The 21,189-nt window shown below is 72.3% G+C and carries 18 protein-coding genes; 9 read left to right on the forward strand and 9 right to left on the reverse strand.

Annotated elements, in window-relative coordinates:
* Positions 1–191: 191 nt before the first annotated feature.
* Together CTJ15_RS24025 and CTJ15_RS20800 are read right to left on the reverse strand one after the other, a co-directional pair.
* Complete coding sequence (locus CTJ15_RS24025; protein ID WP_126281929.1) at positions 192–1,115, reverse strand: OmpA family protein; 924 nt, start codon at positions 1,113–1,115, stop codon at positions 192–194.
* Positions 1,115–2,386, reverse strand: a complete 1,272-nt coding sequence (locus tag CTJ15_RS20800) for a cupin domain-containing protein (RefSeq protein WP_226946016.1) — start codon at positions 2,384–2,386, stop codon at positions 1,115–1,117. The genes CTJ15_RS24025 and CTJ15_RS20800 overlap by 1 nt, the downstream gene beginning before the upstream one ends.
* A gap of 255 nt (positions 2,387–2,641) precedes the next feature.
* Here CTJ15_RS20800 and CTJ15_RS20805 point away from each other — a divergent pair, with 255 nt between their 5' ends.
* The 3 genes from CTJ15_RS20805 (at position 2,642) to CTJ15_RS20815 (ending at position 9,831) form a co-directional block, all read left to right on the forward strand.
* Complete coding sequence (locus CTJ15_RS20805; RefSeq protein WP_099781943.1) at positions 2,642–7,390, forward strand: NAD-glutamate dehydrogenase domain-containing protein; 4,749 nt, start codon at positions 2,642–2,644, stop codon at positions 7,388–7,390.
* Between the two features lie 82 nt (positions 7,391–7,472).
* The gene (locus CTJ15_RS20810; RefSeq protein WP_099781944.1) at positions 7,473–8,729 is read left to right on the forward strand and encodes an MFS transporter; all 1,257 of its coding nucleotides are present in this window, start codon (positions 7,473–7,475) and stop codon (positions 8,727–8,729) included.
* A 454-nt stretch (positions 8,730–9,183) separates the two neighbouring features.
* Positions 9,184–9,831 (forward strand): YjbF family lipoprotein, encoded by a 648-nt coding sequence (locus CTJ15_RS20815; protein WP_099782246.1) that lies wholly within the window; start codon positions 9,184–9,186, stop codon positions 9,829–9,831.
* On the opposite strand, the gene CTJ15_RS20820 is transcribed toward CTJ15_RS20815, so the two are convergent.
* The 7 genes from CTJ15_RS20820 to CTJ15_RS20845 all read right to left on the reverse strand — a co-directional run bounded on the left by CTJ15_RS20820 (position 9,812) and on the right by CTJ15_RS20845 (position 15,174).
* Positions 9,812–10,870: a glycosyltransferase family 4 protein gene (locus tag CTJ15_RS20820; RefSeq protein ID WP_019460223.1), complete on the reverse strand. Its 1,059-nt coding sequence runs from the start codon at positions 10,868–10,870 to the stop codon at positions 9,812–9,814. The two genes, CTJ15_RS20815 and CTJ15_RS20820, sit on opposite strands and share 20 nt — an antisense overlap.
* 27 nt (positions 10,871–10,897) lie before the next feature.
* The gene (locus CTJ15_RS20825) at positions 10,898–11,647 is read right to left on the reverse strand and encodes an FkbM family methyltransferase (protein ID WP_099781945.1); all 750 of its coding nucleotides are present in this window, start codon (positions 11,645–11,647) and stop codon (positions 10,898–10,900) included.
* On the reverse strand, positions 11,644–12,528 hold the full coding sequence (locus CTJ15_RS20830; protein ID WP_099781946.1) for a VOC family protein: 885 nt from the start codon (positions 12,526–12,528) through the stop codon (positions 11,644–11,646). Before CTJ15_RS20830 ends, CTJ15_RS20825 begins: the two co-directional genes overlap by 4 nt.
* The gene (locus tag CTJ15_RS20835) at positions 12,525–13,181 is read right to left on the reverse strand and encodes a glutathione S-transferase family protein (protein ID WP_099781947.1); all 657 of its coding nucleotides are present in this window, start codon (positions 13,179–13,181) and stop codon (positions 12,525–12,527) included. Before CTJ15_RS20835 ends, CTJ15_RS20830 begins: the two co-directional genes overlap by 4 nt.
* Positions 13,182–13,194: 13 nt before the next feature.
* Positions 13,195–14,220, reverse strand: a complete 1,026-nt coding sequence (locus CTJ15_RS20840) for an NAD(P)/FAD-dependent oxidoreductase (RefSeq protein ID WP_099781948.1) — start codon at positions 14,218–14,220, stop codon at positions 13,195–13,197.
* Between the two features lie 185 nt (positions 14,221–14,405).
* The gene (locus CTJ15_RS24455; protein ID WP_019460228.1) at positions 14,406–14,567 is read right to left on the reverse strand and encodes a hypothetical protein; all 162 of its coding nucleotides are present in this window, start codon (positions 14,565–14,567) and stop codon (positions 14,406–14,408) included.
* 400 nt (positions 14,568–14,967) lie between these two features.
* On the reverse strand, positions 14,968–15,174 hold the full coding sequence (locus CTJ15_RS20845) for a cold-shock protein (protein WP_019460229.1): 207 nt from the start codon (positions 15,172–15,174) through the stop codon (positions 14,968–14,970).
* Between the two features lie 390 nt (positions 15,175–15,564).
* Between CTJ15_RS20845 and CTJ15_RS20850 the strand changes: the two genes are divergently transcribed.
* The 6 genes from CTJ15_RS20850 (at position 15,565) to CTJ15_RS20875 (ending at position 21,123) form a co-directional block, all read left to right on the forward strand.
* Entirely contained in the window at positions 15,565–16,008 is a 444-nt protein-coding gene (locus CTJ15_RS20850; protein ID WP_075823035.1) for a MarR family winged helix-turn-helix transcriptional regulator, read from the forward strand.
* A gap of 69 nt (positions 16,009–16,077) precedes the next feature.
* Positions 16,078–16,503 (forward strand): organic hydroperoxide resistance protein, encoded by a 426-nt coding sequence (locus CTJ15_RS20855; RefSeq protein WP_019460231.1) that lies wholly within the window; start codon positions 16,078–16,080, stop codon positions 16,501–16,503.
* Between the two features lie 135 nt (positions 16,504–16,638).
* Complete coding sequence (tsaE, locus tag CTJ15_RS20860) at positions 16,639–17,112, forward strand: tRNA (adenosine(37)-N6)-threonylcarbamoyltransferase complex ATPase subunit type 1 TsaE (protein ID WP_019460232.1); 474 nt, start codon at positions 16,639–16,641, stop codon at positions 17,110–17,112.
* Complete coding sequence (locus CTJ15_RS20865; RefSeq protein ID WP_099781949.1) at positions 17,109–18,170, forward strand: aminoglycoside phosphotransferase family protein; 1,062 nt, start codon at positions 17,109–17,111, stop codon at positions 18,168–18,170. The genes tsaE and CTJ15_RS20865 overlap by 4 nt, the downstream gene beginning before the upstream one ends.
* A 13-nt stretch (positions 18,171–18,183) precedes the next feature.
* Positions 18,184–19,014, forward strand: coding sequence for a nucleotidyltransferase family protein (locus tag CTJ15_RS20870; RefSeq protein ID WP_019460234.1), 831 nt, complete (start codon positions 18,184–18,186; stop codon positions 19,012–19,014).
* Positions 19,015–19,128: 114 nt separating this feature from the next.
* Positions 19,129–21,123 (forward strand): bifunctional 2',3'-cyclic-nucleotide 2'-phosphodiesterase/3'-nucleotidase, encoded by a 1,995-nt coding sequence (locus CTJ15_RS20875; protein ID WP_075821907.1) that lies wholly within the window; start codon positions 19,129–19,131, stop codon positions 21,121–21,123.
* Positions 21,124–21,189: the final 66 nt, after the last annotated feature.

The following is a 21,189-nucleotide window of genomic DNA, read 5'->3' on the forward strand; positions in this document are numbered from 1 at the left end:
CCGGAGGCCCGATCCCGCGGCACAGGTCCCAACACCCTTGCTTCCCGGACCCGCTTCAAGCTATAGGAATAAAATCAACACCCCTCACGATGCCACCGGCCTCTGAATGCGCAGCCCGGCCAGCATCCGCTTTCACCACAAGGAAGACCCCACCTCCATCCACGCGGATAAAGGGCTAAAATCCTAAAATCCTAAAGCCCTGAAAATCCCCGATGGCACGCAGGGCGGACAACACCGGACCGTGGCGCCTCCGATGATCCATGCCCTTCGCCCTTGGCATCAGGGGGCCGGTTTCGGAGCCTCGGTGGTGCCGGGCTGGTCGGGCTTCTTCTCGTCGGCCGGGGGCCTGGCGCCATCGCCTGCGGCGGCAGGCGGGGTGGCGGCCGGCTTCTCGCTTTCCGGATGGCTCTCCGGCGATCCGGGTTTCGGCCCGGCGGCGGGCTTCGGCGCCTCCTGCTTCTCCGCAGGCGGCTTCGCTGGCGCGGCGGCCGGCGGCGAGGCCGGGGCATCCGGCGCGGCGGGCTGGGCAGCCGGGGCTGGGACGCGGGCGGCCGGGAATCGGCGGGCGGCGCGGCCGGGGTCTCGGGCTTCGCCGGAGACTTCGTTTGGGGCGCCGTCTGGGGCGCTGTCTGGGGCTTCGGCGCCGGTTCGGGCGTGGGCGCGCGGGCCGGCAGCACCACGATGGTGACGTTGCGCTGGTTGCGGTTCTCGGTGCTGCGGCTGAAGCCGGCGACGCGGGCCTCGGTGCGAAGGCGCGCGGCGGGGATGCCGTATTGCGCCGTCAGCGCCTCCGCCACCGCCCGCGCGCGGCTGGCCGCGAGCCGGACATTGCTGGTCTGGCCACCCTCCCGGTCGCTGTGGCCCAGCACGCAGACATCGCGGTCCGGTTCCGCCTTGATCAGCCGGGCGGCGGCGGCGAGGCCGCTGCGCGCCGCATCCGTGACCTGGGCATTGCCGGAGTGGAAGGGGATGGCGAAGACATCGTCCTCCAGCCGTTCCGCCCCGACGCAGCTGAAGTCCCGCCGCGGGGCCTGGGCGGCGCCCTGGGCGGAGGCCAGTGCGAGGATCGCGGGGGCGAGGATCGCGGCCAGCAGGCCGTGCAGCAGCGGGAGCATCACGAGGCCGCCTGGGCGAGCAGCCCGGCCCCGGCGAGGCGCTGGAGGAAGCCGGCGGCATCCACGCCCGGATGCGCCCTGCTGAGCCCGGCCTCGTCCACCTCCCGCCGCGACAGGACCCAGCCGGCGGCCTCGGCCTCGGCGGGGGACAGGGGCAGCGTGCCGGCGCCGGTCTTCAGCAGCCATTCGCTGCCGCGCCGCACGGGCTTGGCGCCCTCGGCCACGACGCGGAAGCCGCCTTCGCCCGTTTCCTCCGGGGGGGTGCCCTCCGCCTCCGGCACGGCCAGGCCCCGCGTGGCGAGGAGGTTGTTGCCGCCGCGGTGGAAGCGGTGCTCGGCGACGAGGCGGCCCAGCATCTCCAGCACCCGCGGCTCGCGGCAGTATTCCGACAGGCGCGTGCCGAGCTGCCCGGCGCGGGTGGTGAGCGCGAACTGTGTGGCGGGGGTGCCGTCCTGGCGGGGCAGAGGCTGGCGGAAGAGCGGGTCCTGGATGGCGCGCTCGAAGAGCATCGACAGCAGGTCCAGGCCAAGCGGCGCGTTGGCGCCATAGGCGACATGGACGGAGGTGTCGGCCTCGGTGATGGCGTCGTGATACCAGCCGCGCGGCAAGTACAGCAGGTCGCCGGCCTTCAGCACCACCTTCTCGCGCAGCGGGCCCTTGGCCTGCTCGTGGTGCGCCTGGCCGAGCGAACGGAAGGAGGGATGGCTGATCGGCCATTCCGCCCGGTTGGCCCAGATGTTCCAGACCTTCTCGCCCTCGACCTGCACGGCCCAGACGTCGTGCGTGTCGAAATGGGCGGGGAAGGCCTTGTGCTGGCGGAAGGAGATATAGACGTTGGCCTGCGCCTTGCCGAGCCCGGCATCCTCCAGCGCATCGCTCACCGAGGCGAGGCCGGGGCTCAGGCTGTCCACGTCGTTCATCACGACCGAGGCCCCGCGCGCCACCCATTCGCGCAGCTTGCGGGAATCGGGCTGCTGCACCGGCTGGCCGTCGCGGCCGGTGGCGCGGATGCAATAGGCCTCTGCCGGCACCGCCTGAGTGTCCATCATCAGGCGCAGCGAATGGCTGGACCAGATATGGGTCATGTCCAGCAGCCGGTCGATCGCGCGCCAGGACAGGATGGCGGCGAACTTCGCCGCCCCGCCCGGGATGTGCAGCGGCTGCCGGTCGTGGAACTCGGCGAAGAAGCGTTCCGGCGTGACCGGCGACAGCAGGTCGGAGAGCGACAGGGCCATGGCGCGCAGCCTAGCCGAGGGCCGGGCGGCCGTCATCGCCGCCCCCGGGGCCGTCACCCTGTGCGGCGCGCATCGCCGGCATCTGTGGCGCGGTTGCATCGGAAGGGCGTCCTGCTACCGGTGGACCGGGGCCAGCGGAGCGGTGGGGAACGGTGCGCGGAAGCGTCACGGGCGCGTGCCTTGCGTCCCCAGGACAGGGCGCCGATACCAACGGGGACGCCAGGAACCGCCCTGTGCAACCGGACCGCAGCAAGCAGGCCGGAGGCAGGGCAGAGCACAAGGACAAGGACCATGCCGCAGGACGCCAGCCCCGCCGGACGTGGAGTGGAACAGGAAGCCGGCCGGCAGACAGGGGCCGGGACGGGGCCGGACCGGCTGCGGGAGGAGATCCTCGGCGCCGCCGGGGAGGCGGCGCGGCGGCTGGCGCCGGCCCTGCCGGAAGACCTGCCGGTGCTGCTGCGCCATCTCTTCGAGGCCCTGCCGACCGCCGAGCTGGCGGCCGAATCGCCCGAGGCGCTGGCCGCGGCGGCGATCTCGCTCTGGTCCCTGGCCTCCGAGCGGCGGCCCGCCGAGGCGAAGCTGCGGCTGCAGCCGCCGGGGCCGGGGCGCGGCGGCGCGCTGCTGGAGATCGTGACGGACGACATGCCCTTTCTGGTGGACAGCGCCATGGCGGCGCTGACCCTGTCGGGGCGCACGGTGCGGCGGCTGCTGCACCCGGTGATGACGGTGCGGCGCGATGCCGGGGGGCGGCTGCTGGGCTTCGGCCCGCAGGAGCCGGCCGAGAGCATGATGCGCATCGAGATCTCGCCCGCCCCGGCGCGGCTGCTGGGCGAGGATGCCGCCCCGCCGGAGGACTGGCCCGGGGTGGAGGCCACGCTGCGGCGGACGCTGGCCGACCTGCGCCAGGCCGTGTCCGACTATCCCGCCATGCGGGCGCAGCTCCGCCTCGCGGCGCAGGACGTGGCCGGGGCGCCCTCGGGGGCGGAGGCCAGCGACTTCCTGCGCTGGCTCGACGAGGACAACTTCGTGCTGCTCGGCCATCGCCGGCTGCGGCTGGAGGCCCCGGACGGGGTCGCGCCGGGCGGAACGACGCCCGCCGGGACGCGGGAGGATGAGGGGCTGGGGCTGCTGCGCGACCCGGCCCTGCCGGTCTTCGACGCCCTGCCCCCCCTGCCGGAAGGCGAGGCGGCACGGGCCGCGATCCCCGCCCTGACCGTGGCCAAGGCCGGGACGCGGGCGCGGGTCCACCGGCCGGTGCATCTCGACCTGATCCTGACGCCGGTGGTGCTGGAGGGGCGGGTCGTGGCCGTCCACGGCTTCCTGGGCCTCTTCGCGGCCACGGCCTACAACCGCAACCCGCGTTCCATCCCCTGGCTCTCCTCCAAGGTGCAGCGGATCCTCGATGCCGCCGGGGCCATGCCGGAAAGCCATGACGAGCGGGCGCTGCGCTTCATCCTCGATACCTGGCCGCGCGACGAGCTGTTCCAGGCCGGCGAGGCGGAGATCCTGGCGGCGGCGCGGCGGGTGCTGGACCTGCAGCTGAGGCCGCGCCCGGCACTGATGCTGCGGCGCGATCCCTCCGGGCGCTCGGTGGCCGCCATCGCCTGGCTGCCGCGCGACACCTTCGACACGCGGCTGCGCGAGCGGGTGGGGCGGCTGCTGGCCGCCGCCTTCGACGGGCGGCTCGCCTCGGTCAGCGTGGCGCTGGGCGACGGGCCGCTGGCGCGGGTCCACTACATCATCGCGACCACAGCCGGTGCCGTCCCCCAGGTGGACGACGCGGTGCTGGAGGCAGCCATGACGCAGGCCGCGCGCTCCTTCGCCGACCGGCTGGGCGATGCCCTGGCGCGCGACCGGGGAGAGGACGAGGCGGCGCGGCTGCTCGCCCGCTGGGCCGAGGGCTTCCCGCCCGCCTATCGCGAGGAGACGCCGGCGGCGCTGGCGGTGGCCGACCTGCGGCTGGCGGAGGAGGCGATCGGCCAGGGGCGGCTGGCGGCGCGGATCGAGCGCGCGCCGGGCGATGACGGGCGGCGGCTGACGCTGCGGCTGGTGCGGCCGGGCGGGCCGCTGCCGCTGGCCGATGCGCTGCCGCTCTTCGAGGCGCTGGACCTGCGCGCGCTGGAGGAGGTGCCGCACCGGCTGAGCCCGGCGGGCGCCTCGCCGGCGGTGCTGCATGTCTTCACGCTGGAGGCCGGCTGCGAGGCGCGTCCGGAGCGTTTCCCGGCACTGCTGGCGGCGCTGGAGGCGCTGCTGACCGGCCGGGCCGAGGCGGACGGCTTCAACCGGCTGGTGCTGCGCGCCGGGCTGGACTGGCGGGAATGCTGGCTGCTGCGGGCGATGTTCCGCTGGCTGAAGCAGGTGGGCTTCGCCTTCAGCCAGGAGGCGGTGACCGGCGCGCTGGCGGCGCAGCCCGAGGCGGCGCGGCTGCTGGTGGACCTGTTCAACGCCCGCTTCGATCCCGCGCGGCCGCGCGACGAGGCGGCCGAGGCGGCGCTCGCGCGGCGCTGGGACGCGCTGCTGGAGGCGAATGCGGACCCGGACGCGGACCGCATCTTCACCCGGCTGCGGCGCCTGCTGGATGCGGTGCTGCGCACCAACTACTTCCAGGAACGCGACCGCCTGGTGCTGAAGATCGACAGCGCCGCGGCGGGCGAGATGCCGCTGCCGCGGCCCTGGCGCGAGATCTTCGTGCATGCCGCGGCGATGGAGGGCTGCCACCTGCGCGCCGGCCCCGTGGCGCGCGGCGGCATCCGCTGGAGCGACCGGCGCGAGGATTTCCGCACCGAGATCCTGGGCCTGATGAAGGCGCAGCGGCTGAAGAACGTGGTGATCGTGCCGACCGGCGCGAAGGGCGGCTTCGTGCTCAAGGGCGCGGTGCCCACCGACCGCGAGGGCTTCATGGCGGCGGGGCAGGCGGCCTATCGCCAGCTCGTGCGCGGCATGCTCGACGTCACCGACAACTACGGCGCCGATGGCGCGGTGGTGGTACCGGACCGGGTGGTGCGGCGGGACGGCGACGATCCCTATATCGTCGCCGCCGCCGACAAGGGCACGGCCACCTTCTCCGACATCGCCAACGGCATCTCGGCGGAATACGGCTTCTGGCTCGGCGATGCCTTCGCCTCGGGCGGCTCGCAGGGCTACGACCACAAGGCGATGGGCATCACCGCCAAGGGCGCCTGGGTGATGATCGCCCGGCATTTCCGCGAGATGGGGCACGACATCCAGGCCGAGCCCTTCACCGTGGCCGGCGTCGGCGACATGAGCGGCGACGTCTTCGGCAACGGGCTGCTGGTGTCGCGCAAGACGCGGCTGGTGGCGGCCTTCGACCACCGCCACATCTTCCTCGACCCTGACCCCGACCTGGAGGCGTCCTACGACGAGCGCGAGCGGCTGTTCCGCCTGCCGCGTTCCTCCTGGGCGGATTACGAGGCACGGCGGATCAGCGAGGGCGGCGGCGTCTTCCCGCGCAACGCCAAGTTCCTGCCGCTGAGCCCGCAGGCGCAGAAGCTGCTGGGCATCGCGAAGGACCGTGCCGAGCCGGCCGAGGTGATGAAGGCGATCCTGACGCTGGACGTGGACCTGCTCTATTTCGGCGGCATCGGCACCTATGTGAAAGGCTCCGGCGAGACCCAGGCGGAGGCGGGCGACCGCGCCAACGACGCGCTGCGCGTCAACGGCAACCAGCTGCGCGCCCGCGTGCTGGGGGAGGGCGCCAATCTCGGCATCACCCAGGCGGGGCGGATCGAGGCGGCGCGCGCCCATGGGGATAGACCCGGCGTGCGGCTGAACACCGACGCGCTGGACAATTCCGCCGGCGTCAGCACCTCCGACCACGAGGTGAACATCAAGATCCTGCTGGCCGATGCCACCGCCTCCGGCGCGCTGACCATGCAGGGGCGCGACGCGCTGTTGGCGGAGATGACTGGCGAGCTGGCGGGGCAGGTGCTGGCCGACAATGTCGAGCAGTCGCTCGCCGTCAGCCTGGAGGAAGCGGCGGGTGCCGATGCGCTGCCGGCGCATGCGCTGCTGATGACACGGCTGGAATCCGCCGGGCTGCTGGACCGCGCCGTGGCGGGCCTGCCGGATGCGGCGGCGATGGCGGCGCGGATCGCCGCCGGGGATGCGCTGACGCGGCCGGAGATCGCGGCGCTGCTGCCGGTGGCCAAGCTCTGGCTGACGGATGCCATCGAGGCCAGCGAGCTGCCGGACGACCCGGCGCTGCTGCCGCTGCTGGTGGAATATTTCCCGACGCCGCTGCGCCGGCGCTTCTCCGCCGAGGCGCAGCGGCACCGGCTGCGGCGCGAGCTGATCGCGACGGTGCTGGGCAACCTGGTCGCCAACCGGATCGGCCCGGCGGGGCTGGCGCGGCTGACGGCGGAATCCGACCCGGCCACCGCGGCGCGGGCGGCCTGGCTGGCGGGCGCGCTGTTCCGCATCGACGCGGCGGCGGATGCCATCGACCGTTCCGCCGCCCCTTGGCCGCGGCGGCGCGACGCGCTGCTGGCGCTGCGAACCCTGCAGGAGACGGCGGCGCGCGGGCTGCTCACCGGCCGCGAGATGCGCCGGCCGCTGGACGAGGCGCTGGACGGGCTGCTGCCCGGCACGGCGGCGCTGGTGGCGGCGGTGCCGGCGGGGGAGGTGGACCCGCTGCTGCCGCCCGAGCCCGCGCGGCTGGTGGCGGCCGCCCCGGCGCTGCTGCCGGCACTCGGCGTGCTGCGATTGGCGGCCGCCGCCGGGGCCGCGCCGGGCGAGGCCGCCCGGGCCTGGGCCGAGGCGGGGCGGCGCATGGGGCTGGACGCGCTGCGCGGCGCCGCCCAGTCGGCCCCGGCGGGCGGGGCCTTCGGCGCCCGGGCGCGGGCGGCGCTGCTGGACGAGCTGGACGGGTTGCAGGCCCGCTTCGCCCGCGTGCTGCTGGAAGGGCGCGACCCGGCGGCGGGCGCGGAGGCGGCACTGACCACGGCGCGCGAGGCGGCCTCGGTGCCGGACCTCGCCGCCGTGACGGTGGCACTGCGGGTGCTGGCGCGGCTGCCGGGGTGAGGCGGGGCGGGGAGGGGCGGCGCCTGTCCCTCCTCCGTCCCCGGGTGATGCCCGCGAGGGGCGGGCGGAGAGGGGAAGTGGATTGAACCGACGAGCTTTCGCCTGGGCGCTCTACGACTGGGCGAACAGCGCCTTTCCCACCATGGTCTCCACCTTCGTCATCGCCGCCTATTTCACCCAGGCCGTGGCGCCCGGTCCGGCGCAGGGGCAGGCGATGTGGGGCTGGATGCAGAGCTCGGCGGCGGTGGCGATCGCGCTGCTCTCGCCCGTGCTGGGCGCCGTGGCGGATGCCGGGGGGCGGCGGCGCCTGCTGCTGGGCCTCTGCACGCTGCTGGCGGCGCTGCTGACGGCGCTGGTCTGGTTCGCCCGGCCCGACCCATCCTGGACGCTGTGGCTGCTCGCCTGCGTCGGGAGCGCGACCGTGGCCTTCGAGGTCGGCACCGTCTTCTACAACGCCATGCTGCCGCAGGTGGCGCCGCCGGAGCGGATCGGGCGGGTCTCGGGGCTGGCCTGGGGGTTGGGCTATGCCGGCGGGCTGGCCTGCCTCGCCCTGGCGCTGGTGCTGCTGATCCGGCCCGACCCGCCGCTCTTCGGGCTGGACAAGGCGAGCGCCGAGCCGGTGCGGGCGGCGGCGCTGCTGACGGCGGCCTGGATGCTCGGCTTCGGTTGGCCGGTGCTGTTGGCCGTGCCGGACCCCAGGGGGCCACGCCCGGGCTGGGCCGCGGCGGCGCGCGGCGGGCTGGAGGAACTGGTCTCCGTGCTGCGCCGCCTGCCGCAGCGGCGGGACCTGTGGCGCTTCCTGCTGGCCAACATGCTCTACACCGATGGGCTGAACACGCTCTTCGCCTTCGGTGCCATCTTCGCCGCCGGGGTGCACGGCATGGCGATCCAGGAGATCCTGCTGTTCGGCATCGCGCTCAACGTCACGGCCGGGATCGGTGCGGCGGCGGGCGGGCTGGTGGACGACCGGCTGGGCTCGAAGCGGACGGTGCTGCTCTCGCTGGCCGCGCTGCTGCTGCTGAGCGCGGCGCTGGTCGTGGTGCCGTCCAAGCCGGCCTTCTGGGTTCTGGCGCTGCTGCTGGGCCTGTTCTTCGGCCCCGCCCAGGCGTCCTCGCGCACGCTGCTGGCCCGGTTGGCGCCGCCCGGGGAGATGGCGGCGCATTTCGGCCTCTTCGCCCTGTCGGGCCGCATCACCGGCTTCCTCGGCCCCGCCGTGCTGGCGGCGGTGACCACGCTGACCGGCAGCCAGCGGCTCGGCATGGCGACCATCGGCGTGTTCCTGGGGCTGGGGGCGCTGATGCTGCTGAGCGTGCGGGCACCACGTCGCGCCAGGGGGTGAGGACAGCGCTTTTCCCGGTGGTTCCGGCTTCGGACGTTGCGCTTCGTGGCCGGCCGCCGGGGGAGAGGCGCTGCCTCTCCACCCGGAACCCCCTCTCCGCCGGGGACCGGAGCCGGTTCCCGGACCCCGGGCTTTCGTGGGTTCTGCGTGGTGGCCGTCAGTCTGCGGGTTGATCCCTGGGAACAGGTAGAAAGGCGGGATTCCCGAAAAAAAGAAAGACACCTTGTCCGTTCTCATGGCACCGGCAGTCCGCCGGAGAGCCTGGCTCTCCGGCGCGATCCGGCATCAGCGAGCGCCAACGAACCGGGTCCAGGGCCCGCAGGGTCCTGGCGGATAGGGGGTCCGGGGGAAAGGCAGCGCCTTTCACCCGGGATAGCGCAACGCCGGACACAAGACGTGACCGGCATTGCGGAGGATCTCCACGCGGCCGGAATAACAACCTATGGTCACAATCATGCGATTCCTCCTCGCGCTTCCGCTCCTGCTGCTCGCCGCCTGTGGCGACACGGTGATGGCCGACCTGATGCGTCCTGTCCTCGGCGGTCCGGCGGCGGACGATCCGGCCGGGGAGGCGATGCCGCGCAGCCGCCTGCCCGCCCCGGCGGGGGACGGCTTGCCGGCCGAGCCGGCGCTGTCGGTGCGGCAGGGCTCGCGCCGGGTGGTGGCGGTGATGATCGAGGAGAATGGCGAACGGCGGCTGTGGCGCAGCCCGGACGGGCTGGTGGTCGCGACGGACGGGGCACGGGTGACGGCGACGGCAGGAACCCGGACCTATCTGGCCGCCACGCGGCTGGACGGGCCGGACCCGCTGGACGATCCGACGGCGCTGGCGGAACGCCCGGCCACGCTGCGCCGCTGGGTGGACCTGATGCGCCCCGACCGCTCGCCGGACCACATGCGCTTCGGCCTGGGCCTGGAATGCCGGCTGCGGGCGGCGCGGAGCGGGGAGGCGCTGCTGGTGGAGGAACGCTGCGGCGGCGGCGCGTCCTTCACCAACCGCTACTGGGCGGTGCCGGAAACCGGGGCGATCTGGCGTTCCGAGCAATGGGTCGGGGAGGAGCGCCCGATGGTGATCGAGGTCCTCACGCCGCCCGCCAGCTGAGCCCTGCCCGCCGCACCCGCCGCGCCACCAGGAACAGCCAGCCGAGCTGCACCAGCAGGGCCGGCAGCAGGACCAGCGGCTTGGCCCAGGGTGCGAGATACAGGAAGAGCAGCGCGAGCAGGCCCTGGAAGACGGCGAAGCCCCAATGGGCGGCGGCGATCCGGGCAGTCGGCATGCCGGCGCGCTGGGCCATCTGGTACAGGTGGGTGCGGTGCGCCTGGGCCACGCGCTCGCCCATCGCCATGCGGCGCAGCAGGGTGAAGCCGCTGTCGAAGAGCAGGGCGAAGAGCAGCAGCGGCACGATCAGGAAGGAGACCTGGGTGTATTCGAAGCGGGCGGCGGCCACGGCCAGCACCGCCATCATGAAGCCCAGGAACTGCGAGCCGACATCGCCCATGAAGATGCGCGCCGGGGTGAGGTTGAAGGGCAGGAAGCCCAGCAGTCCGGCGGCGAGGAAGAGCGCCGCGGCATAGACGAACCAGCCGCCCAGCAGCGCCGCGATGCCGCAGAGGGCGATGGAGGCGACCAGGAGGGAGCCGCCGACGAGGCCGTCCAGCCCGTCCATGAAGTTCACCGCGTTGGTGCAGGCAAGGATCCAGAACAGGGTCAGCACCGGGCCGAGGGGCCCCAGCTCCACCAGCCCGATCTGCGGCAGGGCCAGGCGCTGCACCACCAGGCCGCAGGCCATGGCCACCATGGCAGCCCCCGCCTGGGCAGCGAGCTTGAGGGAGAAGCGGAAGTTCACCACGTCGTCGGCCAGGGAAACGGCGGCAATGGCCACCGCCGCCAGGATCACGCCGACGAACTGGGGATCGGCGATGCGGGCGTATTGCGCACCCGAATAGAGCACGACCATCCCCGCCACGAAGGCCGCCACCACGCCGACGCCGCCGCCGCGGGGCGTCGGCACCACATGGGCGGAGCGGGCATTGGGCCGGTCGAGGATGGGGAAGGCGATCATTCCCCGGACCAGCACGGCCGAGAGGAGGGCGAGCATCGCGGCGAAGCCGAGGTGCTGGAGGAAGGCTTGGAACTGCATCAGGGCCGGTGGGTCAGAGGAGTCGGGTCAAGGGAGGAGGCGCCCGGGTTCCAGGCTCGCGTAGATGTCGCCGCTGTTGGCCGTCTGTGGCAGGGCATCGAGCCAGCCGGTCATCTCCGCCGCGCCGCGCGGCCGGGGGAAGAGGAAGCGGGTTTCCTCCCCGAGACAGGCATTGAAGCGGTAGGGGCCGAGGGCTGCCAGCCGTTGGAGGCAGCGGCGCGCGACGTCGCGCTGGATGGTGGTGAACTCGAAGCTCAGGCCGCGCAGGGGCCGGCTCAGCCCGGCCAGGGCCTCGGCCTCGTAGCCCTCGACATCCAGCTTGGCGAAATGCGGCAGGCCGTGCCGGGCGATCAGCGCATCGAGCGTGGTGACCGGGCGGCGGAGCGTGCCGTCCCAGCGCTGTCCCTCCCAGCCCTCGGCATCGCGGGCGGCGGCGACAAAATCGGCGGAAGCGGTGGCCACGGTGGGGTTGGCGCTGTTCAGGTGCAACTCGGCCTCGCCCTCTGCCGCGCCGACCAGGGCGGCCAGCACGGCGACGCCGGGATCGGCACGGAAGAGCAGGCGCAGCAGCCGGGCGAGGCGCGGCTGCGGCTCCACGGCCAGGGCGCGGGCGCCGAGGCGGCGGAAGCTCGCCGTGCGGTCGCCGACATGGGCGCCGAGGTCGAAGCCCAGCTCGCCAGGGCCGAGGAAGCGGCGCAGATGCGCGTCCAGCGCCGCCGCCCGGCCCGGGGCGTAGTAGGTCCGCAGCGAGCGGCCGATCGCCGCGGCCTGTGTCATCCGTGGCGGTCCGCGGCGCGGAAGGCAACGGCGACGCCGCCGGCCGCTTCGGGCGGGACGGTGAGGCCGAGCGGGGTTTCCGTGGCGATGCCGGCGAGGATGCGCCGGGCGGCGGCGTTGCCGTCGCCGGTCAGCACGGTGATGGCGGCGTGGAAGGGCAGAGAGGGCGGTTCCACACCGGGGAGCAGGGTCTCCAGCGCCGCCACCGGCAGGATGCGGACGCGCGTCTCGGCAAGGGGAAGGACGTAGCCGCCCGCCGGGTCGGGTTCCAGCGGCAGGCCGGCGAGGCGGGACAGGCGCGCGGCGCTTTCGGCGGGCTTCTCGGCCACCAGGATGCTTTCGGCCAGGGCCACGGCCTCGTTGGGGTGGTCGAGCCAGCGTGCCTGCCACAGAAGCTCCGGCGTCAGGTGCTCGATGAGCTGGACACGGCCTTCCGGCGCATCCGGCAGCGGCACGCGGGCGAAGCGGGCGCGGGGCCCCTCGGGATCGTCCACCGGGCGTTCCAGCATCGCCACGTCGCGGATGTCGAGCCCGGCGCGGCGCAGGCGCAGCAGGTTGGCGGCGGCATCCCCGGTGCCGAGCGCCAGGATGTGCATCCCCACGTAGTGGTCGAGGAAACGCCCCAGCCCGTTATCCGGCAGGGCGGGGTCGAGGATCGCCAGCAGTTCCAGGTAGTCCCGGCGCAGCATGGCGCAGCGGTTGCCGGTGGCCAGCGGCTCCGCCGGACCGCCGGGCATGCGGGGGGCGGATTGCCGGGCGATGGGGGTCAGGGCGAAGCCCAGCCGCTCCCACTGGGCCCAGAGGGCGGGGCCGTCGCGGGTGCAGACGCCGATATGGTCGAGGTCCGAGGCGGTGCCGGCACCGCCGGTGCTGCCGTTCAACCCAGGTTCTCGTATTTCGGCAGCAGCCATTCCTTCGGCTCGGCAGCGGCCTCGGCATACCAGCGCTCCATCAGCGGGTGGCGGCGCACGGCCTCCAGATAGGCGAGGGAGCGGGGGGAGAGTTCCGGCCTGTAGGTCAGGAAGCGGGCGACCACCGGGGCGTACATCGCATCCGCCGCACCGAATTCGGGGCCGAACAGGAACGGGCCGCCTTGGTCGATGAGGCATTCCGCCCAGACCGCCTCGATCCGGGCGATGTCGGCCAGGCTCTCCGGATTGCGGCCGAGGCCGGCATAGTCACGGCCCAGGTTCATCGGCATGGCGATGCGCATGGCGCGGAAGCCGGCATGCATCTCCGCCGCCACGGAGCGGGCCTGGGCGCGCGCCACGCGGTCGGCGGGCCAGAGGGCGGGGCTCTGCTCGGCGCAGTATTCCAGGATGGCGAGGCTTTCCCAGATGCGGGCGCCGCGATGCTCCAGATAGGGCACGAGCCCGGCCGGGGTGGCCTCGTGGATGGCCGCCGTCCCGCCGCCGCCGGCGAGGGGGATCACCACCTCCTCCACCTTCAGCCCGGCGAGATGCACGCCGAGCCAGCCGCGCAGGCTCCAGGAGGAGTAGCGCTTGGTGCCGATGACGAGGCGGCCTTCGGACATAGGACTGGCTCCCTTATTCCGCCGGAACGGCGGCGACACCCTTGCTGGTGGAGTACTCGAAATGCAGCGCCTCGCCAGGGAAGACGCGGCCATGCGCGGCATGGGCGGCGACGGCGGCCTCGGCGAAGCCCTGCAGGATCAGCTTGAGCTTGCCAGGGTAGGTGGCAATGTCGCCGATCGCGTGGACGCCGGGGATGCTGGTTTCCATCGTCGCCGGGTTCACCGCGACATGGGTCTTCTCCAGCCCCAGTCCCCATTCGGCGATGGGGCCGAGCTCCATGGCGAGGCCGAAGAAGGCCAGCAGGTGATCGGCCTCCACGTCGCGCTCCTCCCCCTTCAGGGTCGCGAGGGTGACATGGGTGAGCGTCCGCCCGTCGCCCTTCAGCCCGTGCAGCTGGTAGGGGATGGCCATCTCGATCTCGCCCCGCGCGGCGGCTTCCTCCATCTGGGAGACGCTTTCCGGCGCGGCGCGGAACTTGGGGCGGCGGTGGACGAAGGTGACCTTGGCCGCCACCTGCTTCAGCGACAGGGCCCAGTCCACGGCGGAATCGCCGCCGCCGGCGATCACCACGCGCTTGCCGCGGAAATCCTCGCGCCGGGCGACGAAGTAGCGGACGGCGCCGCCTGCCTCATAGCCCTCCAGCCCGGCCAAAGGCGGGCGGTTGGGGCCGAAGGCGCCGGCCCCGGCGGCCAGGATCACTGCCCTGGCCACCACCGTGTCGCCGGCGCTGGTACCGAGGACGAGGTGCTCGCCCTCCCGCACCAGGCTCTCGACCCGACGGCCGAGGAGGTAGGTGGGAGTGAAGGGGCGCGCCTGTTCCTCCAGCCGGTCGATCAGCTCGCCGGCCGGGATGCGGGGAAAGGCGGGAATGTCGAAGATCGGCTTCTCGGGGTAGAGCGCCGTGCACTGGCCGCCGATGGCATCCAGCGTGTCGATCACCGTACAGCGCATCTTCAGCATGCCGCACTCGAACACGGCGAACAGGCCGGCGGGCCCTGCCCCGATGACGGCGACGTCGGTCTCGATGCGCGCGGCCATCCCTGTCTCCCCAATTCCCATTGATACGGGCCAGTCCGGGGCTGGGTGATACAGGCAAGCGCGCCGCGGTCAAAGCCACCTGCCGGCGAGGGGCGGAAATTAGCGCCTGCGCGGGAGGGATAGACGGGGCGTTGTGTGGAGAATGGGAAAGGCCGGGCTGGGCGCGAGGGGAAACCCGCTGAGGGTCAGCCCATGATCTCGCGCACGATGCGGCGAATTTCCTCGCTGCTCAGGCCGGAAGCCTCCGGGCGCGCCGGCAGGGAAGGGGTGGAAGCCAGGGCCGCCGGGAAGGGCAGGCTGGCGGTGACGGCCAGATGGCCGGAATGATTATGAGAAGGCGTATTCATGGTATTCCTTTGGCCGCGGCCTCCGGGATCGGAGCCGTTCGGTGCTGATTTCGAAGATTAACGTGGAGAATGGCCCGAAGTCGGTGACTTCATGATGAAGATCGTCATCCGTCATCGCGGGCAAAGCCGGCGGGAAAGGGGGAGACGATCAATCAGGCGGCCTTCGCCTGGAAGAATGTCACTGGAACGATGTTGGCGTTAGGGACCGGGTTGGCGTGGTGGCCGCGTGACGGCTGTCACATGCGGCGGCCGGAAAGCCTCGGTCACGGCTGGTTGCCGCTCCAGTGTTGCGGAGGGAGGCCGTAGCCCCCTCTGCCGTCGCCGCCACCGTCCCCGCGGCCGGCATGGCCGGCGGATGCGGGGAGTGGCCGCCGGGACCTTGCGGTCCCGTCACGCCCGTTCAGGCGCGCTTCAGGTTGCCGGCCGAGACCTTGCCCTGATTGCCGCGCTGCATCTCGAACTCGAGCTTGTCGCCCTCGTTCAGGTTGCCGATTCCAGAGCGCTCAACGTCGGAGATGTGGACGAACACATCCTTGGAGCCATCATCCGGCTGGATGAAGCCATAGCCCTTGGTTGCGTTGAACCACTTAACAGTGCCGGTTGCCATGGTGTTTTCCGATCCTTGGCAGAAATCCCCGCCGCGCAGACATGCACGGCGGACCAAGCCTTTGGAAAGGATGCAGACACCAGGCTCGGCGCTCCGTCACGAGCTCGGAGAGCAGGCCGAACCAAACACTTGATGGGCCATAGAGTGGGGAAGTGCATCCCTGAAAACAAGAGGGGATTGCGAAGATAGCAACGGCATGGGGTGATCCAGAGAACGATTCAGTGCGCAATCAAGAGGTTAAGTGCCTATTATCACGAATTCGTGACTTCTGGTGTGGCTTGGCAGAGATGGGAGCAGGTCACGGATGGTAGAGCTCGCAGTTCATTGAGAAAAATTTCATTGCACACAATTATATATTGCTCCAAATGAATCCTTCGATGGAGGTGCGGCATGTCGGACGGAACGCAGGACATTCCCCTGCTGGATGACCAGCTCTGCTTTGCCCTCTATTCGGCAATGAATGCGCTCGGCCGCGCCTATGCCCCGTTGCTGGAGCCGCTCGGGCTCACCTACCCGCAGTACCTGGCCATGCTGGTGCTCTGGGAAAAGGACGGCCTGTCGGTGAAGGAACTGGGGCGGCGGCTGTTCCTGGACTCCGGCACCCTCACGCCGCTGCTGAAGCGGCTGGAGGTGGCCGGGCTGGTGGGGCGGATGCGCGATCCGTCGGACGAGCGCATGGTCCGCATCCGTCTGACCGAGGCAGGCCGGTCCCTGCGGGAGAAGGCGCGGGAGATCCCCTACCGCCTGGCCTGCGCGATCGACCGTTCCCCTGCCGAGATCGGCGGGCTGCGCGACGACCTGGTTCGCCTGCGCGATGCCTTGCGGGCGGCCTGACCATTTTCCCGCACACGGTTCCATGACCGCCGGCCCCGCGAAGGGCGTTGCGGCGACGAGGAGAAGAGAATGAGCGTCGACGTCAAGTACCGCACCACCGCCTCCGCCACCGGGGGCCGCGACGGCCGCGCCGCCACCGAGGACGGCTCGCTGGACGTGAAGCTGAGCACGCCCAAGGAACTGGGCGGCGCCGGCGGTGAGGGCAACAACCCCGAGCAGCTTTTCGCCGCGGGCTATTCCGCCTGTTTCCTGGGCGCCATGAAGGCGGTCAGCGGCAAGGTGGGCGTGCGCGTGCCCAACGATGCGAAGGTCACCGCCACGGTCGGCATCGGCCCACGTTCCGAGGGCGGCTTCGGCATCACCGCCGACCTGAAGATCTCCCTGCCGGGCGTCGAGCACGCCAAGGCCGAGGAGCTGGTGCAGGCCGCGCACCAGATCTGCCCCTATTCCAACGCCACGCGCAACAACGTGGATGTCGGGCTGACGGTGGTCTGAAGACCCGGCGCGGGGGAGGGGTGGTGCATCGCGGCACCGCTTCCCCGCCATCGGCGCGCGGCCGGTGTCATCCCGGCACAATCCTGGTTGGGGCCGCTTGTCCCTGCGCGATGCGCCGGGGCATGGTGCGCCCGTATGGCGCCTGCTTCATCCCTCGACATCCTGCTGCCCGACCTCGCCGCCACCGAGGCACTCGCGGCGCGGCTGGCCCGGCTGGCCCGGCCCGGCGACGCCATCCTGCTGGACGGTCCCCTGGGGGCGGGGAAATCCGCCCTGGCGCGGGCCTTCCTGCGGGCGGCGGCCTGCGATCCCGGGCTGGAAGTGCCTTCGCCCACCTTCACCCTGGTGCAGGGCTACGAGCTGCCGGACGCCGCATCCTTCCGCATGGCCCATCACTTCGACCTCTACCGTCTCGGCGGGGCGGATGAGGTGGCGGAGCTGGGCTGGGAGGAGGCGCGCGACGGGGTGGTGCTGGTGGAATGGCCGGATCGGCTGGAGGATCTGGCGCCGGAGGATGCGCTGCGCATCCGCCTGACGCCGCTGGAGGGCGAGGCGCGGCGGGCCACGCTGCGGGGCTGGCCCGGACGAATCGAAAGACTTTCCCCATGACCATGGATGCCCTGAACGCCGCCGCCCCGGATACCGATGTCCCGGCTGCCGCTGCCCCGGTCGGCCCGCCCCCCGGCTTCCCGGCCATCGACGCCTTCCTGGCCGCGAGCGGATTCGCCGGCGCGGCGCGCGAACCCCTGCCGGGCGATGCCGGGCGGCGGCGCTATATCCGCCTGCGCGGCGGGCCCGCGCCGGTCCTGCTGATGGACTGCTCCGCCGAGCCAGAGGTGGACCTGCATCCCTTTCTGCGGATGCAGGTGCCTCTGGCCGGGGCCGGGCTTTCCGTGCCACGCATCCTGGCGCGCGACGAGGCCGCCGGGCTGCTGCTGGTGGAGGACCTGGGCGAGCGCACCCATGCCGACCTGCTGGATGCCGGCGCCGCCCCGGCGCCGCTCTATGCCGCGGCAGGCGAGGCGCTGGCCGCGCTGCATGCGGTGCCGCCGCCGCCGGGCCTGCCGGCCTGGGACGGCGCGGCGATGGCCCGGGCGGCGGCGGGCACCTTCCTGGACTGGTGGTGGCCCGCGGCGCTGGGCGAGGCGCCCTCCGAGGCGCAGCGCGAGGGGTTCCGGCGCGCCGTTTGCGACACGATCGATCCTTTCGCCGGCACGCGCGGCATCGTGCACCGCGACTATTTTCCGGCGAACCTGACCACGGTGCCGGGGCGGGAGGGCGTGCGCGCCGTGGGCATCCTGGATTTCCAGGACGCGGCGCTGGGCCACCCGGCCTATGACCTGCTGAGCCTGGTGGAGGACGCCCGGCGCGACGTGGCGCCGGAGGCCCGCGTGGCCGCCATCGCCGCCTATCGCCGGGTGCGGGACGTGCCGGACCTGGAGGCTGCCATGGCCGCCCATGGCGCGGTGCGGCACCTGCGCGTCGCCGCGCTCTGGGTACGGCTGGCGCGCCGCGACGGCAAGCCGCGCTACCTCGCCCATGGGCCGCGTTGCTGGCGGCTGCTGGCGGCGTCGCTGGCGCAACCGGCGGCCCGGCCGCTCGCTTCCTTCCTGGATGCGCATGTGCCATTGGCGAAGCGGATGAACCCGCCCCCGAGGGGCTCGTGAAGGGATTGGCCGCGTGAGCGAACCGAACGACGCCTCCGCAACCCGTCCGGCCGCCCCGGCCCCCCAGAAGGCAGCCCCGCAGGAGCCTCCCCTGCCAAACCTCACCCTGCCGGCGCCGGGTGTCAGCCCGCGCACCGGGATGGTGCTGGCCGCCGGCCTTGGCACGCGGATGCGGCCGCTGACGGAGACCACGCCGAAGCCGCTGCTGCGGCTGCAGGGGGAAAGCCTGCTGGACCATATCCTCGACCAGCTGGACGCGGCCGGGATCGGGCGCGTGGTGGTGAACGCGCACCATCTGGCGCCGCAGGTCGAGGCCGCCTGCGCCACCCGGAACAGGCCCGCCTGCGAGGTGATCGTGGAGCCGGAGCTGCTGGAGACCGGCGGCGGCATCCGCAACGCCCTGCCGAAGCTGGGGCCCGATCCCTTCGTGGCGGTGAACGGGGATTCCTACTGGCTGAACGGGCCGGTCCCGGCGCTGCGGCGGCTCTTCGCGGCCTTCGATCCGGAGGCCATGGACGTGCTGCTGCTGGTCGCGCGCGCCGCCACGGTGGAGGGCGATGTCGGGCGCGGCGATTTCGCGCTGGACCCGCTGGGGCGCATCCGACGGCCGAAGGAGCGGGAGGTGGTGCCCTATACCTATGCCGGGGTGCAGGTGCTGCACCCCCGCCTCTTCGATGGCGCGCCGGAAGGGGCCTGGTCCATGAACCGCCTCTACGACAAGGCGATCGCGGCGGGGCGCGCCTTCGCCCTGGTGCATGACGGGGTGTGGTTCCATCTCTCCACCCCCGAAGACCTGGAACAGGCCGAACATCGCCTCCAACGCGGGCTGGTACGCTTCTTCTGAGGGCACGTGTCCGCCGGCCGGGCGGTGGCCCGGCCAATGTGAGCGGGGACGGGGATTGATCGCCGCGCGGTGGCAGGGGAAGACTAGCGCCGCCGCACGGACCCCAAGGTGCCCATGAGCCTTCCTCCCTTCTCCCGCCGTTCCCTGCTGCTGGCGGGAGCCGCCACGGTGGCCGCCCCGGCGGCGATCGCTCCCGGGGCCGGGGCCCTGGCTCAGACCAGTGCCGGCACCACCGGCACGGTGACGGAGCCGACGCGGATCAGGCTGCGCCTGCTGGAAACCACCGACCTGCATGTGAACGTCTATCCCTATGACTACTACCGGGACCGGACGGACGACACGGTGGGCCTGGCCAAGACGGCGACGCTGATCGCGGCGGCCCGGGCCGAGGCGAGGAACAGCCTGCTCTTCGACAATGGCGACGTGATCCAGGGCAGCCCGATGGGCGACTACATGGCCTATAGCCACGGGCTGAAGCCGGGGCAGGTGCATCCGATCATCGCCGCGATGAACAGGCTGGACTATCTCTGCGGCACGCTGGGCAACCACGAGTTCAACTACGGGCTGGACTATCTGGGCACCTCGCTGGCGGGGCAGAACTTTCCCAGCGTCTGCGCCAACGTGTTCAAGGCCGATGGTTCGCCGCTGGTCGCCCCCACCCGCGTCTTCGAGCGCGAGATGGTGGACGAGAAGGGGGGGCGGCGCCTGCTGCGGATCGGCGTGATCGGCTTCGTGCCGCCGCAGATCACGCAATGGGACAAGGCCAACCTCGACGGCAAGGCGACCACGCTCGACATCGTGGACGCGGCGGTGCGCTACGTGCCGGAGCTGCGGCGGCAATGCGACCTGCTGGTGGCGCTGTGCCATTCCGGCATCGCCGGCGGCGACCACCAGAAGGGCGACGAGAACGCGGCGCTGCACCTGGCGAAGGTGCCGGGCATCGACGCGATCCTCACCGGACACCAGCACCTCGTCTTCCCCGGCAAGGACTTCGCCAACATCGACGGCGTGGATGCCGCGCGCGGCACGCTGCACGGCGTGCCGGCGGTGATGGCGGGCTTCTGGGGCAGCCATCTGGGCGTGATCGACCTGGAGCTCGAAGGGCGGAACGGCGTCTGGAAGGTGGCGGACTTCAAGGTCGAGGCGCGGCCGATCTACGAGCGCAAGCCGGACCGCAGCATCGTGGCCCTGACCACGGCGGCGCCCGTGGTGCTGGAGGCGGCGAAGGCGGAGCACGAGGCGACACTCGCCTATGTGCGCCAGCCGGTGGGCGAGACCAAGGCGCCGATCAACAGCTACTGGGCGCTGGTGGCCGACGATCCCTCGGTGCAGATCGTGAGCAACGCGCAGACCTGGTACATCCGCGGTATCGCCGCCGGGTCGGGGCTGGACAAGCTGCCGCTGCTCTCCGCCGCGGCGCCCTTCAAGGCGGGCGGGCGCTCGGGGCCGGACTACTACACCGACGTGAAGCCGGGGCCGCTCGCCATCAAGGACATGGCGGATATCTACCTCTATCCGAACACCGTGCGCGTGGTGAAGGTCACCGGCGCGCAGGTGCGGGAATGGCTGGAGCGTTCGGCGGGCATCTTCAACCGGATCGACCCGTCCTCGACGGCCGAGCAGGAGCTGATCAACGCGAAGTTCCCATCCTACAACTTCGATGTGATCGACGGCGTGACCTATCGCATCGATGTGACGCAGGAATCACGCTACGACAACGACGGGAAGCTGGTGGCGCCCGGCGCGCACCGCATCCGGGACCTGCGCTTCGACGGCCAGCCGGTGGACGAGACGGCCGAGTTCCTGGTCGCCACCAACAACTATCGCGCCGGGGGCGGCGGAAACTTCCCCGGGGCGGACGGCAAGACCATCGTGCTCGACGCGCCGGACCTGAACCGCGACGTGATCGTGCGCTATATCGTCGAGCAGAAGAGCGTGGACCCGAAAGCCGACGGCAACTGGTCCATCGTGCCGCTGCCGGCGAATGCCGTGGTCTCCTACGTCACCTCCCCGGCGGCGGCCAAGGTCGCGCTGCCGGCGGGGCTGAAGGCGGAGCCGCTGGGCGATGCACCGGGCGGCTTCGCGAAGTTCCGGGTCTCCTTCGGCTGAGCGCCCTTTCGCCTGGACGCGGCGGCCCGGACGCGGTGCCCGCCGCCACCGCGGGGACGGGGGGCG

The organism is Roseomonas sp. FDAARGOS_362 (genome assembly GCF_002754815.1).
In the GTDB taxonomy this organism is placed as follows: domain Bacteria; phylum Pseudomonadota; class Alphaproteobacteria; order Acetobacterales; family Acetobacteraceae; genus Roseomonas; species Roseomonas mucosa.